Genomic DNA, 13,963 nt, shown 5'->3' on the forward strand with positions numbered 1-13,963 from the left:
TGTCGAGGCAGCCTGCGCACATGCAGTCGGATATCCGCATCGACGGTCGTGTCTTCGCCTACGTCTTCCCCTGTGCGTGGGAAGACTACGCGAAGATTGGTTTCTCACGTGATCCGCTTGGGCGCATCAGCGCATTGCACCGGCGTTGGTTCGAGTTCTTCGATCTCGACGCCGGTGCGCTGGTGGAAGCGGAAAGCGAGCGCGATGCGCGGGATCTGGAGCTGCAGCTGCGTTCGCCGTTCAAGGCGCACCGCGCGCCGGCGCCGATGACGGTCCAGGACAAGGCTGGAGGCCGCACCGAATGGGTACGTGGTGCCAACCACGCTTTGTCGCTTGCGGTTGCCGGCCTGGGCGAACAGGGCTATCGCTGCTATCCACTGAAGGGGTGGCTGCGAGCCGCGCTTCGCCTGCGCATGGACCGGCTGCACGACTGGGCTGCGGCGCAGCTTCCCGAAGAGGAAGGCCTGCGGATCCCCGGTGGCCCCGGCGAAAGAGCGCTGCGTGACACCCTCGACGGTTGTCAGGCATTGGACATCGATCCGATCCCGTGGCTGCCTGAACACGTCCAACGCTGGTATGCAGGTTGAGGAGCGTTCAACGGGCTCGCGGCGGCTGAACCGGCGCGGCCGGTTGCCGCGCGCACTGCGGGGCAGGTGTGGACGGGCTGGCCAGCTGGCGTGCCAGCTCGGCGCTGGCCACGTGGCCCTGCAGGAACAACAAGCCGCCGAAGATGTTCATGAGCGTGCCTCCACTTGAGTGGATTGCACGATACGGGCAGCATGGACGGGCAAAAAGCGACATTTCCGCAAGCATGACTTGAGAGAATTTCAAGCCTTATGTCCCGCCCTCCGCTCCATGCCCTCCAGGGCTTCGTGGCTGCCGCCCGGCTTGGCAACCTGTCGCGCGCGGCGGCGTCGATGAACCTGACCGTCAGCGCGCTCAGCCACCAGATGAGGCAGCTGGAAGAACGGCTCGGGCAGCCGCTGCTGATCCGCCAGCCGCGTGGTATCACCCTTACCCTTGAGGGGCAGCGCCTGCTCGAGCAGGTGGGGCCGCATCTGGATGCGATAAACGAAGCCTTCCAGCCCTATGCCGCGCGTGCCGAGCACGTGCTGACGATCAGTGCGGTGCCATCGATGGCATCGGCCTGGCTGGTGCCGCGCCTGGGTCACTTCGTGGCTGAGCATCCGCAGATCGAGATCAACCTGCAGTCGAGTGAGCGCCTGATTGATTTCGAGCGGCAGCGCCAGTTCGACGCCGCGCTGCGGCTGGGCAGCGGGCAATGGCCGGGCCTGGTGGTGGAACCGCTGTTCGACGAGTGGCTGGTGCCGATGGCGAGCCCCGCGCTGATCGAGCGCATGGGGGGCATCGACCGTGTACCGCTGACCCAGTGGCCGCTGCTCGGTGATCCCGACGGCGCGTGGGGCGCCTGGTTCGCGTTGAGCGGGCAGAGCCCGCCATCGCGCTTCGTGGCGGTGCTGGATGATTCGGAGGCGCACCATCGCGCCGCACTGGATGGCGTAGGCGTGGCCCTTGGCCGGGTGACCCGGGCACGCCTGCTGCTGGAATCCGGCCAGCTGGTCGCACTGTCCAGCCAGCGCCTGAAGACGGCGTGGCCGCATTGGCTGGTGTACCCGCAGCGCTCGGCCAGCCATCGCGGCTTCCTCGCGTTCCGCGACTGGCTGCATGCGCAGGCCGCCGAGCATGTGCAGCACATGGCGGACGCGCATCTGTAACGCCGCGCGGTGCTCGATCTCGACTCTACAGTCACTGCACCAGGGTAACCGCCTGCCCGGCACGCGCGAACGCTTCCTCCAGCAACGGGCCCGCCTTGATCGCTTCCACTTCCTCAAACAGCGCCCGCAGCGCATCGGCGGGGCGTGAGGCCGGTGCCGCCACTGCCTGCTGGATCGCGGTGAAGCGATCGGCCAGCACCCGATGGCCGGGATGTGCCTTCGCCCAGGCCGCCAGCGGCTGGCGTACACCTGCGGCGGCATCCAGGCGGTGCTGGTCGAACAGGGCGATGGCCGCTGCCGAGGTGTCCGCCCGCTCGATCGTGGCATGGCGCAGTTCCCGGCTCAGGAACAGGTCATAGGCCGCGCCACGCCCCACCGCGATGCGCAGTCCGTCGCGGTCGAGGTCGGCCACTTGCTGCGCCGGGCTGTCTTCGCGCACCAGGTAAGTGCCTTCGATCTCCACATACGGAGCGCTGAAGGCGATGCGGTCGGCACGCGCCGGATCGATCGCCAGGAAGGCCAGATCCCAGCCGTCTTCGCCCGCTGCGGCGACCACCGAGGCTGCGGCATCGTGGCAGGTGAAGCGTGCCTGCACCCCCATCCGTTGCGCCAACGCGGTAGCCAGTTCCAGCGAGGGGCCGCGCGGTGAGCGCGCATCGCCCTGTGCCAGCACCGGGTTGCCCAGGTTGATCGCCACGCGCAGGAAACCGTGCGGTGCCAGCGTACGTCGGTGGTCGGCCAGGGACATGCAGGACTCCACGGGGCAGGGGAGACCCAGCATGCCAACAACGGTGTCCGCGTGGCGTGGACTCAGCCGCGCGCGGCGAAGGTGCCGTGGAAGCCCAGTGGCACCGCATACGGCAGCCACGCCTGGGCCAGCGGACCGTCATCCACATGGCGCGCATCCAGCACGGCCAGACCGCTGCGCTGGTTCACCGGATCGAGCAGGGTGCCGATCAGCCAGCCGTCATCGGCGTTGCGGCTGCCCGGGCGCGGTACGAATACATGCTCTTCGGCCATGATGTCCGCCCCGTAGTTCCAGAGTTGGCGGCGCCCGTGCTCGATCTCGAACGCGGCCACCGCGTTGAAGTACGGCGCAGTGGCCGTGCCGTCGATGGTCGGCGCATACAGCCGTGCGCCACGTGTGTTCGCCGAGCGCGGGTCGAACAACGGGAACTCCACCGCGCTGATGCCCAACGTCTGCCAGCGGGCCTGTCCACGACGCAGGTCCAGATGCAGCTCGACCAGGCTGGCGCCACTGTTGGCCGCGTGTGCGCCATCACCGGCCATCGCTTCCTTCATCGGCGAGCGCGCCTCATTGATGTCGTCGTGGCGCACTGCGCGCAGCACGATGCCGCCATCGCGGGTGAACGCGTCGCCGAAGTGGTAGATCGCCGCGAACGGGGCCTCGAACCATTGCGCCTTGTCCGGGGCATACTTGGCGACCACCGCGATGCGCACCGGACGCTGCGGTGCGAACTGCATGCGCTCGAAGAAGCTGCCACCTGCGCCGGTGAAATCGAACGGCATCATCACGAACACCAGGTGCTGGTCGGTCATCGCGAAGGCATGCAGGTAGCCATGCTCGGGTGTTTCGATCACATTTGCGCTGCGCAGCTGGCCGTCCGCACCGATGTGCCAGACCAGCAGGCCATGGCCCCCCATCAGGCTGATCGAGCCGAAGTTCCAGAGGCTCCCGTCGTGGTCGGTCAGCGGGTGCGCCGAGAACGGCAGCGCCGCCAGGTCCGGACGCCAGGTGACAGGGCCAAGCGTCTGCAGCGAATCCGGGTCCACTTCGAACGCCGAACCGGATTCGCACAGGGCGAACAGGCGGCCATTGATCATCGTCACCGAGGTGTTGGCCACGTTGGCATCATCGTTGTTGCGTACCGCCAGCGCACCGGGAATGCTGGTGCCGGCGGCCGGATACTGGAAGCGGCCGGCCTTCTGTTCACGGGTGAATTTCGGCGTGGCAACCATGCGCCCGTGATGGGTCAGGCTGCCATCACCATTGAAGCGCCAGCCATGCACCATGCCGTCGCCGTCGAACCAGTGGTCGTAGCGGAAGCCATCGCGCTCGGTCCACGCCGGACCGTTGCGGTACAGCGTGCCAGCCAGGCCTGACGGCAGCTTTCCCTGCAACTGCACGGTGGCCGGGCCGAGGCTTTCGCTGCCGACGCTGCGCCAGCCGAGCAGCCACGGGTGTTCCTGCATGCCCTGCGCGAACCGCGCCGGGTCGCCGGCGAAGGCGGGAGCGCTGCGCAGCGCGGTGGTGCCCAGGGCCAGACAGGCACTGCTGCTGAGCAGGGTACGAAGGAAGCGGCGACGGTCCATGGTGGCCTCGGGTCTGGATGCAGGAATCAGCGCAGGGTGATGTCGATGGCGGTGCCGGCGGCCGGTACGTCGACGCGCGCCTCGTCGAAGGTCGGCTTGCGCATCACCTGCGGGTTGTTGCTGAAGCCGTAGCCCTCCACCGGCGTGCCGACCAGGTTGGTGTCGAGCTTGCCGTTGTCGTTCTCGTCGTGGGTGAGCAGCACGGCATAGCTGCCGGCCGGAACGCCCTTGAACGTGAAGTGGGCGCTGTCGCCGCTGGGCGCCACCTGCTGGGCCTGCACGGGCCTGGCCTTGCCGTCCCAGGCGGCGGCGCTGTCGACCAGCGCAACGCGCAGGGTGCCGGTCTGCACACGGACGTCGTGCACGGTCACGGCCAGGTCGGCGGCGTGGGCACTGCCGGCCAGGGCCAGGGCAGTCAGGGCGGTGCTGAGCAGGGCGGTGCGGATCATGGCAGTGGCTCCGGAAGTGTGTGTGGCGGTGTGGCGCCAGTCTGCGTGCGGCGCTGCACCGGGTTCAGGGCCAGTGGTCATCGATTCGACGTGCCAGAAGTCACTTTCTGCGCCGGACCCATTGCCGCCGGCGTGCGCGGCGGTCAGCATCTGGCCATGCCCAGCCTGTTCCGCCATCTGTTGCGTCCCCTCAGCCTCGCCGGCCTGGCCACCGTGCTGGTGGTGGGCCTGTCATTCGCGGTGCAGCGCAACGGTGCCGGGCTGAGCCTGCTGCTGCTTGCCGTGTTCCTGCTGCTGTTCGTGGTGCACGGCTGGGCGTCGGTGCCATCCCGCGTGCGCGCTGTCGCGGCGGTGTTGCAGGTGTTGCTGGCGGTCGTGCTGGTTGCGCTGCAGCCGCGTACCGGCACCGCACCGGTACTGCTGGTGGTGCTGGTGGCGCAGCTGGCCGAGCATTGGCCACCGCGCTTCGTGCTGGCTGTTGCACTGCTGGCCAACCTCGCCATGTATCTCGTGCTGCGCTACAGCGGCTTCAGCCAGCCGCTGCTGGTGGTGCTGCTCTATGGCGGCTTCCAGGCCTTTGCCGCACTGACCGCACACTATGCCCGCAGCACGGCGCTGGCCCGCGATGACCTGGCCCGCGTCAACGCCGACCTGCTGGCCACCCGCGCGCTGCTGGCCGACAGCGCACGCGATGCCGAGCGCCTGCGCCTGGCGCGCGAACTGCACGATGTGGCCGGGCACAAGCTCACCGCGATGCGCTTGAACCTGCGTGCCCTTGCGGCCGACCCTGTGTTGGCCAAGCGCGAAGGATTGGTGCTGGCCGAGCAGCTGTCCGGCGAGTTGCTGACTGACATCCGCCAGGTGGTGCAATCGATGCGCGATGATCGCGGCCTCGATCTGGCCACCGCATTGCACGCGCTGGCCGCGCCGTTCCCGCGCCCGAAGCTGCAGCTGCAGATCGGCGAGTGCGTGCGCGTGGTTGACCCGCTGATGGCCGAGACCGTGCTGCGCCTGGTACAGGAAGCGCTGACCAATGCCGCCCGGCATGGCAACGCAGACACCGTATGGCTGACGATCAACGAGGAGGATTCCCGGTTGCGTATCGACATCCGTGACGACGGCCAGCGCGCCGAACGTATCCGCGAGGGCAACGGCATCGCCGGCATGCGTGAGCGCCTGGCCGCAGTGCGTGGTCAGTTGGAACTGGCCCGCACCGCACAGGGCGGCATGCACCTGACCGCCTGGGTGCCGGCATGAACGGCAGCGCGATCCGTGTTGCCCTGGCCGACGACCAGGCGCTGGTCCGCGCCGGGCTGCGTGCGTTGTTGCAGGGGTTGGGCGTGGACGTGGCGCTGGAGGCCGAGGAGGGCCAGGCGTTGCTGGACGCGCTGTCCACCCAGCGCGTGGATGTTGTGCTCAGTGACATCCGCATGCCCGGGATGGACGGCATCGAGGCAGTGCGCCAGCTGCGCGCGCGCGGCGATGCCACGCCGTGGCTGCTGCTGACGACCTTTGATGAAAGTGACCTGCTGCTGCGCGCCAGCGAGGCCGGCGCACAGGGCTTCCTGCTCAAGGACGCCGCACCCGCAGACCTGCGCGAGGCGATCGAGCGCGTCGCCGCTGGCGAAACCCTGCTGCTGCCGGTCAGCACCGAGCCGGTACGCGCCCGCTACCGCTTCCACGATGAAGCACCGCCCACCGATACCTTCGGGGAACGCGAGGTGGCGATCCTGCGCTTGCTGGCCGGTGGCTACAGCAACAAGGAGATCGCGCGCAGCCTGTTCCTGGCCGAGGGCACGGTGAAGAACTACGTGTCCGCCATACTCGACAAGCTGGGCACCCGCGATCGCACCCGTGCGGTGCTGAAGGCGATTACCCTGCGCATCATCTGAGTGGACCGAGCAAGGAGTGCCAGTGAACCCGATCCTGCATGTGGAAATCCCGGCCAGTGACCTGGACCGTGCCATCACGTTCTACCAGCGGTGGCTGCAGGTCGCGGTGGACGAACCTGTCGTGCTGCACGACTGCCGGATGGCCTACCTGCCGTTCTCCGATGAGGCCGCCGGTGCCAGCATTGCGCTGGTGCACGGCGCGGACTACCGGCCTTCCGAACAGGGGGCGCGCGTCTACATCGGCGTCGATGACCTGGATGCGAGCCTGGAGCGAGCACTGCAAGCGGGCGCCGAGCTGCGCTTCGGACCCGCCGATGCGGGCGACTGGCGCGTGGCCGAGATCCGCGACAGCGAAGGCAACCGCATTGCGCTGCAGGCGCGCGCAGCTCTGTAGAGCCGAGACCACGCTTGGCTGCTGTTGGCCCAGCCGCTCCAGCTCAGCCGAGCATGGGCTCGGCCCTACAAGGTCGCGGCGCGCGAGCGCTGCAGCCAGTCATTGATGGCCGGGTCCAGTCGCGGGTCGTCCGGTAGCTGCATGCCGAAGCGCTGTTGCAGCACGGCACGCACATCACCCACATCATGCAGCGGGCGCTTGTCCGGTGCCTGCCCGGGGCGATACTCGGTGTAGTTGCCGCTGCCGATGGTGCGGCGCCAGTCCGGCCCGGTCAGCGACGCGCGCAGCTGCCCGGGGAAACTGGAATCGGGATGGGTGCACACGTACCAGTTGCCCACCACGTTATCGATCGGTGCCGGCGCCTGCAGGTCGAACCGATACATCGCCCGCCAACCATCGTTGGACTCGGCCGACAGCACGAAATCACCCTCGTCGGTCAGGCGCTGCAGCAGATAGCGTTCGTGCGGCGTGGCCTGCGGCTGCGGATCATGCAGGCGCAGCGGCACGGTCGGGGTCAGGCTGCCGAAACCGGCATCCACCAGCCAATCGTCGCTGTCTACGTTCACGCGCAGCAGCAGGTGGGTACGCGCGGTCAGTTCGCCGTCCTGGGCGGTCAGCAGTACCCGCGCGCTCAATGGCTGCGCATCGAAGCCCAATGCCTGCAGCAGCGCCAGCAACCCGCCATTGAGTTCGAAGCAGTAACCACCGCGGCGCTCGTCGAGCAGCTTGCGCTGCACGCTGTCCAGGTCGATCGGCACCGCATCGCGCAGCAGGCAGCTGAGGGTCTCGAAGGGCAGCAGTGCGTTGTGGCGCTGCTGCAGCAGGGTCAGGCCGGCCAGGGTCCGCGGTGGCGGCGCATCCAGCTGCAGGCGCTGCAGGTAGCGGGGGACATCGAGCGTCGTCATGGAGGCAGCGGGCGGGGGAGGGATGTCCACTGTGCTCCCCCAACCGGGGGTGAGGTCAAGCGCGGTGGCGCGGAATAGCGTCAATTGGCGCCGGCTTGAGAGAGGAGGGCTCTGGCTTCTTTGCTTCGGGGATCGGAATCAAAAGAAACTCATTACGCTCATTAGGCTGGATAACTTTTCCAACTGCGTCGTAGCTCTGCAGAGGGAACAGGGATACGCGCGTTGTGAAAGCGCCCATTACTGCGACCGGAACCCCCAGAACAATTCCCGCCCAAGAGCCATGCATGGCGGAAAGCAGGCCTTCAACCCAAAGCACGCTGCCGAACAGATAGAAGATCATGCCAGTAGCAGCGGCAGCGTATCGCCAGCGGCGCTCTCGCTTGGGCATGTGAAATTCAATGCCGGCGCCATCCATGCTGCGCCGTGCCAGTGTGCTTATGCCCCTGATATGGCGCCATTTTATGCTTGGCGAGTAGCAGCGCATGAGGTTGAAGTAGGCCCGGCGCTCCTCGCGCCCGACCAGGAGGCCATAGCGCCCTCGAAATGCCTCCTGCAACGTGGACTCCTTTACCCAGCTTGCTTCCAGATCATCCTCTGAATGATCCGCGATCTTCAGCAAGTACTCGCGATCCCGATGCTTTGACTCTCTCCAGCGGTGGAAACTGTCCATAGGAGGTCCGAAGAACCAGCGCACGATAGTTGCGAGGACAACTATGACAGTACCGATCCCGACAGGGATGCCAAGCGTCTGAATCTGATTCAGTACCGTGCTGCTAAGCATGGCTGCAGTTGCTCCAAGGTAGTTGTGTGAAACGTAGTTCTATCAGTCGGGATTCTCAGGAGATGAGAAATGGAGGTGTTCTCTGTCATCGCATCGTCGCTTGTTGCCGGTACAAGAAGCGAGATCGGATCCGCGAAGAAGAAAATTAGACCTAAAGTTTCTTCGCATACGGCCGATACAGGTGCGTCTTTCCGCCTGGAGTCTGTCATGTCGGCCGTTGTCCCCCACCTCCGGTCCCTGCGCACGCGCCTTGCTGCGTTGCACTCGGCGTCCCCCGGGCTGCTGCGCTGGCTGCAGCCACATCGGCTCAGCGTGGCCAACAAGCTCAAGGCCACACTGTGGATCTGCGGCCTGGGCCTGGTGGCGATCGCTGCTGTCTACGCCTGGACTGGCCATGCCAACGCACTGGCTGCGCGCAGCCAGGCCAGCTACCAGCGCGGCAGCGATCTGGCTGCCAGCCTGTCCACGCGGGTGGCCGAAGCGCGTCGCCTGCAGACCCAGTATGCACGCAGTTTCGATGATGCCGACCGCGCGCAGCTGTTGGCCACGCAGAAGGCGTTGCAGACCGATCTGCAGGCGCTGCGCGCGATGCCGATGGATGCTGGCCGGCGCAAGGCCCTGCAGGCGCTGACCGAAGCCGCCGATGCGTTCTCGCAGGGTGTGGCCGCCCTGTTCGAACGGGTCGACGAGATGGGCCGTGGTGATGCCGGCCTCGCTGCGCAGCTGCAGCAGGCCGCCGACACCCTGCAGGCGCAGGTGGATGTGCAGCAGCGGCCCGCGCTGGCGCTGTCCCTGCAGACGATGCGAAGGCAGGAGGCACTGCTGCTGCTCGACGGTGATTCCACCCACGCCGACCGCGCCAGCGAGGAGAAGCTGCCGTTCGACCTCGCGCTGGCGGGCCTGCCTGCGGATGTGCGGGACACCCTGCGCACCGGGATGGAGGCGTATCAGGCCGCACTGCTGGGGTATACCGCTGCCCGCGTCGGCCTGGATGTGGAAGCGCAGTCGCTGCTGGATACCGCCACGGGCGTAGCGCCGGCGCTGGCCGCATTCCAGCAGGCACAGGTGGCGGCGCTGGCCAGGGCGCAGGCACGCCAGCAGGCCGGCGCGCGCACCATGAGCGTGGTGTTCGCACTGACCCTGCTGCTGGTGGCCGGCGTGCTGATCACCAGCCTGGTGCTGGTGCTACGTGCGGTGCGCCAGCCGATCCAGGACACCCTGCGTTTCGCCAGCGACATCGCCGACGACCGCCTCGACACCACCCTGCGCGTCTACAACGCCAACGATGAAATCGGCCAGCTGGCCCAGCGCCTGGTCGACATGCAGCAGCGCCTGCGCGCGCGCATCGAGACCGAGCGTGCGGTGGCCCGCGGCAACACCCGCGTGCGCCAGGCATTGGACAGCGCACAGGCCGGCTTGATGGTGATTGATGCCGAAGGCCTGGTGGCGTACGCCAATCCGGCGCTGCTGGAGCAGCTTGCACTCCGGCTTGAAGATCTGGTGGGGAGCGATGCGGTACGCCTGCATCCGGCACTGGCCAGCCTGGCTGGCGTGCGCCAGCGCGAGGAGCGCGAGATCGGTCATGCCGGCGTCCGCTATCAGTTGATCGCCAATGCCATCACCGACGAAGGGCATTTCCTCGGCGTGGCAGTGGAGTGGCGCAGCCGCGCGCTGGAAACGCTGCTGGAAACCGAAGTGGCAGCACTGGTCGACGCCGCCGCACATGGCGACCTGCACGGCCGCATCGCGCTGGAGGGAAAACAGGGCTTCGTGCGCACGTTGTCGACCAGCATCAACCGTTTGCTGGCGACCTTCGAGACCAACCTCGGCGATCTGCAGGCGCTTCTGGCGGCGCTGGCCCGTGGTGACCTCAGCGTGCGCATGGAAGGTGAGCTGCAGGGCGTGTTCGCACGCATGCGCGACGATGCCAACGCCACGGTCGCGCAACTGGGCCGCATCGTCACCCGCATCCAGCAGGCGACGTCCAGCCTCGACACCGGTGTGGGTGAGATCGTTGCCGGTCACCATGATCTGTCGCAGCGTACCGAACAGCAGGCGGCCAACCTTGAAGAGACGGCAGCGTCGATGCACGAGTTGACCGACACCGTTGGCCGCAACGCCGATGCCGCGGGCCGCGCCGATGCCCTGGTGCAGGGGGCGGCCGCGGTGGCCCAGCGCGGTGGCGAGGCCGTCGGCCAGGTGGTCGCGACCATGCATGGCATCAGCGAGGCCTCGCGGCGGATCGGCGACATCACCCAGCTGATCGATGGCATCGCTTTCCAGACCAACATCCTCGCGCTGAATGCCGCGGTGGAAGCCGCGCGCGCAGGTGAGCAGGGCCGCAGCTTCGCCGTGGTGGCTGCGGAAGTGCGCCTGCTGGCCCAGCGCAGTGCCGAAGCGGCCAAGCAGATCAAAGGACTGATCGAGGATTCGGTGGCGCGTGTTGGCCAGGGCAACCAGCAGGTCGAGCAGGCGGGCATCACGATGGGCGAGATCGTTGGCAGCGTGCAGCAGCTGGCCGAGCTGCTGGCCGGTATCCGCAGTGCATCGCAGGACCAGCATGCCGGCATCGCGCAGGTGAAGCAGACCATCGTGCAGATGGAAGCCAGCACCCAGCGCAACGCCAGCCTGGTGGAAGAGGCTGGTGCCTCCACCGCGCAGATGCAGGCGCAGGTACACGCGCTGGCCGAAGCGGTGGGCGCGTTCCAGTTGCAGTCGATGCCACAGGCGCGCGCTGCGGCCTGATCGTGCTCCGGTAGTGCCGGCCGCTGGCCGGCACTACCCTTGTGGCTCAATACACGTCGCGACGGTAGCGCCCGGTCTCCAGCAGCGTTTCCACTTCTTCATCACCCAGTGCTTCGCGCAGCACCTGGTCCACGCCTTCGGCCATGCCCAGCAGCGAACCGCAGACGTGGATGACCGTACCACGCTGCATCCAGTCGCGCAGGGCATCGGCTGCTGCACGCAGGCGATCCTGCACATAGCCGCCCTCACCATCGCGCGAGAACGCCAGGTCCACCCGCGCGAGATGGCCATCGGCCTGCCACGCTTCGATCTCATCGGCGAACAGGAAGTCGTGCGCGCGCTGGCGTTCGCCGAACAGCAGCCAGTGCCCGTGTTCACCTGCATGCGCGGCTTCGCGCAGCAGGCTGCGCAGGCCCGCGATGCCGGTGCCATTGCCGATCAGCACCATCGGCGCACCGCCAACGCGATGGAAACCGGGGTTGCGGTGCACGCGGGCCACGATGCTGGCACCGACCGGCGCATGCAGCGACAGCCAGCCCGAACCCAGGCCGGTGCGTCCGGTTTCGTCATGGACCAGCCGCACCACCAGTTCGACCGCACTGTTATCCGTACAGGATGCGATGGAGTACTCGCGCCCCGGCAGCAGTGGCAGCCCTGCCAGCCAGAGGCACGCATCCTGCACCGCCAGCGCAGCATCGGCATCGGGCAGCTCGCGCTCGCTGGCCAGCGCCAACAGCGTGCGCGGCTGGCCGTCAATCAGCAGCGGCTGCTGGGGATCCAGCCCATGTGCCTTCAGCACCGCAGCGGCGTGCCGCGCGTTGTGGCGGGGCGCGATGTGCAGGATGTCGCCCGCCTGCCACTGCACATCAGCCGGTGGCGCAAGACGGATGTGCCAGATGGCGCCGCCCATGCTGCCTGGATTGAGGCGGTCACGGCCGAGCAGGCGCCACTCGTGCATCTGCGTCGCGGCCGGCAACACGCTGTCATCGGTGGCGATGCCGGTCAGCGCGCCGAGATGTTGCTGCCACTGGCGCAGCGCCGGTATCGCGGCGGCATCGACATCGATGCGCTCGAACAGCGCACGTGCGCCGTTGCCCAGCAGCCAGCCATCGAATTGGCGGCCAAAGCCGCAGTAATGCGGGTACTGGCGGTCACCCAGGGCGAGCAGGCCGAACTGCAGGCCCGACAGATCGGGCGCTTGTGCCAGCAGCCGCCGCGCAGCGCCCCGTGCCGCATCCGGCGGTTCGCCATCGCCGAAGGTGCTCAGTACGAACAATGCCTGCGCAGTGCGCGCGAGCTGCGGGGCATCGACCCGGGCCAATGGCAGTACCTGCACGCCATGGCCAGCGGCCTGCAGCTGCGCGGCGGCACGCCAGGCCAGCTGCTCGCCCAGCCCGCTCTGGCTGGCATGCACGACCAGCCAAGGTGCGCGGCCATCATCGGTGGCAACCGGCAGCGACCGGCGCAGCCCGCGCGCGGCACGCTGGCTGCGGCGGCGGTCCAGGTACAGCATCCAGCCGGTGATGAAGAAGAGGCTCATGGCCAGACTGCTGAGCATCACCACGACACGCCCGGGCATGCCGAAGTAGCTGCCCGAGTGCAATGCGAACACGCTGGTGGCCAGCTGCGCGCCGGCGCCCTGGCGCGCGTAGGGGCGCGAATCGAGGATTGCCCCGCTGGCCGGATCCAGCTGCAGCAGATCATGTGCACGGTCATGGTGACCACCGCGCTGTGACGGATCGCCAGCCATCACCCGCACGTTGAGCGCCTGGCCAGGCTTTTCCGGCAGGCGCAGGTCGATGTAGCCGGTGTGCACGCCGGGCAGGGCATACAGCGTGGCTTCGATGCGCTCCAGGTTCAGGGTGGCGCCGGTGGCGACCTTGTGCTTGGCGGCCGGTGCGACGCCAAGCAGCGTATTGGCGGCACTGCGATACCAGTCGAAGGACCACCACAGGCCGGTCAGCGCACTCATCAGGTAGATCAGCAGCATCCAGGTGCCGACCACCGAGTGCAGGCTCCACAGGAGGCCACGGCCGCTGCGTTTCCATTCCACCGCCAGCCAGCTGCGCCAGTGCCACCAGCGGCGCGGCCAGCGCAGGTAAAGACCGGACAGGGTGAAGAACAGCAGCGCGATCGCACAGCTGCCGGTGATCCACTTGCCGCGCTCGCCGGCGGCGAGGTGGCGATGCAGGTCCTCGACGAAATCGAAGAACGCCTGCCCACGCAAGGCACTGAAGCGCTCGCCGCTGTACGGGTCGAAGTAGACCCAGTGCTCCTTGCCACCAGCGAAGCGTGCCACCGAAGGCCGCTGCCCGGTGGCGTCCACGCGCAGGCGCTGCAGGGGGCGATCACCGCCGGCCTGCAGCAGCGGCACCAGTTCGCTGAGTTCAAGCGGAAGCTGGCCGTCGGCATGATGCTCGGCGATTTCGGCGAAGCCGGGGTTGGCCGCCCGCAGCAGTTCGTCCTCGAAGGACAGCACGGCGCCGCTGAGGCCCATCACGGCCAATACGGCACCGGCGGTGATGCCCAGCAGCCAGTGCAGTTGGAACAGGACGTTCTTGAACATGGAAGGAGGAGGGCCTGGAAGGCTGCCGCCCGCATCCTGCGCAACAGCAAATGAGAATTAGTCGCGGAATTCTCCGTGGCGGACGGGCTACGGTCAAGGAGGGTTTTGTTGCAGGGCTTTGCAGCCCTGCACCCGCTACAAGCCGGAGCAACGTCAACGTC

The 13,963-nt window shown here is 67.5% G+C and carries 13 protein-coding genes; 6 read left to right on the forward strand and 7 right to left on the reverse strand.

The window, feature by feature from the left end; genetic code table 11:
* The first annotated feature begins 20 nt into the window (after positions 1–20).
* Complete coding sequence (locus tag AC5P9F_RS03885; protein WP_088431089.1) at positions 21–587, forward strand: GIY-YIG nuclease family protein; 567 nt, start codon at positions 21–23, stop codon at positions 585–587.
* Between the two features lie 7 nt (positions 588–594).
* Here AC5P9F_RS03885 and AC5P9F_RS03890 read toward each other — a convergent pair whose 3' ends face one another.
* Entirely contained in the window at positions 595–738 is a 144-nt protein-coding gene (locus AC5P9F_RS03890; protein WP_164281572.1) for a hypothetical protein, read from the reverse strand.
* 98 nt (positions 739–836) lie between these two features.
* Between AC5P9F_RS03890 and AC5P9F_RS03895 the strand changes: the two genes are divergently transcribed.
* Entirely contained in the window at positions 837–1,736 is a 900-nt protein-coding gene (locus tag AC5P9F_RS03895) for a LysR substrate-binding domain-containing protein (RefSeq protein ID WP_005411241.1), read from the forward strand.
* Positions 1,737–1,767: 31 nt separating this feature from the next.
* On the opposite strand, the gene AC5P9F_RS03900 is transcribed toward AC5P9F_RS03895, so the two are convergent.
* The 3 genes from AC5P9F_RS03900 to AC5P9F_RS03910 all read right to left on the reverse strand — a co-directional run bounded on the left by AC5P9F_RS03900 (position 1,768) and on the right by AC5P9F_RS03910 (position 4,519).
* Positions 1,768–2,484 carry an ABC transporter substrate-binding protein gene (locus AC5P9F_RS03900; RefSeq protein WP_005411240.1) on the reverse strand — a complete coding sequence of 239 codons (717 nt, stop codon included), beginning with the start codon at positions 2,482–2,484 and terminating at the stop codon, positions 1,768–1,770.
* A 62-nt stretch (positions 2,485–2,546) separates the two neighbouring features.
* Positions 2,547–4,070, reverse strand: a complete 1,524-nt coding sequence (locus tag AC5P9F_RS03905) for a carotenoid oxygenase family protein (protein WP_164225652.1) — start codon at positions 4,068–4,070, stop codon at positions 2,547–2,549.
* Between the two features lie 26 nt (positions 4,071–4,096).
* Positions 4,097–4,519 (reverse strand): DUF2141 domain-containing protein, encoded by a 423-nt coding sequence (locus AC5P9F_RS03910; RefSeq protein ID WP_100438958.1) that lies wholly within the window; start codon positions 4,517–4,519, stop codon positions 4,097–4,099.
* A 156-nt stretch (positions 4,520–4,675) separates the two neighbouring features.
* Between AC5P9F_RS03910 and AC5P9F_RS03915 the strand changes: the two genes are divergently transcribed.
* From AC5P9F_RS03915 to AC5P9F_RS03925, 3 genes are read left to right on the forward strand one after another with little or no spacing between them, the layout of a single operon-like run.
* Positions 4,676–5,776 (forward strand): sensor histidine kinase, encoded by a 1,101-nt coding sequence (locus AC5P9F_RS03915; protein WP_100438938.1) that lies wholly within the window; start codon positions 4,676–4,678, stop codon positions 5,774–5,776.
* Positions 5,773–6,411 (forward strand): response regulator transcription factor, encoded by a 639-nt coding sequence (locus AC5P9F_RS03920; RefSeq protein ID WP_005411236.1) that lies wholly within the window; start codon positions 5,773–5,775, stop codon positions 6,409–6,411. The genes AC5P9F_RS03915 and AC5P9F_RS03920 overlap by 4 nt, the downstream gene beginning before the upstream one ends.
* Before the next feature lie 22 nt (positions 6,412–6,433).
* A complete protein-coding gene (locus AC5P9F_RS03925) occupies positions 6,434–6,805 on the forward strand; it encodes a VOC family protein (RefSeq protein WP_049452088.1) in 372 nt (123 codons plus the stop codon).
* Between the two features lie 65 nt (positions 6,806–6,870).
* Here the strand turns inward: AC5P9F_RS03925 and AC5P9F_RS03930 are convergent, their stop codons facing one another.
* The gene (locus tag AC5P9F_RS03930; RefSeq protein ID WP_100438937.1) at positions 6,871–7,710 is read right to left on the reverse strand and encodes an arylamine N-acetyltransferase family protein; all 840 of its coding nucleotides are present in this window, start codon (positions 7,708–7,710) and stop codon (positions 6,871–6,873) included.
* Positions 7,711–7,765: 55 nt separating this feature from the next.
* Positions 7,766–8,491, reverse strand: coding sequence for a hypothetical protein (locus tag AC5P9F_RS03935; RefSeq protein ID WP_099530448.1), 726 nt, complete (start codon positions 8,489–8,491; stop codon positions 7,766–7,768).
* A gap of 207 nt (positions 8,492–8,698) precedes the next feature.
* Here AC5P9F_RS03935 and AC5P9F_RS03940 point away from each other — a divergent pair, with 207 nt between their 5' ends.
* The gene (locus tag AC5P9F_RS03940; RefSeq protein WP_099473996.1) at positions 8,699–11,236 is read left to right on the forward strand and encodes a methyl-accepting chemotaxis protein; all 2,538 of its coding nucleotides are present in this window, start codon (positions 8,699–8,701) and stop codon (positions 11,234–11,236) included.
* A gap of 46 nt (positions 11,237–11,282) precedes the next feature.
* Here the strand turns inward: AC5P9F_RS03940 and AC5P9F_RS03945 are convergent, their stop codons facing one another.
* Positions 11,283–13,802, reverse strand: coding sequence for a PepSY domain-containing protein (locus AC5P9F_RS03945; RefSeq protein ID WP_164225650.1), 2,520 nt, complete (start codon positions 13,800–13,802; stop codon positions 11,283–11,285).
* Between the last annotated feature and the right edge of the window lie 161 nt (positions 13,803–13,963).

The sequence above is a fragment of the Stenotrophomonas sp. YJH_SMC_4 genome (assembly GCF_059371575.1).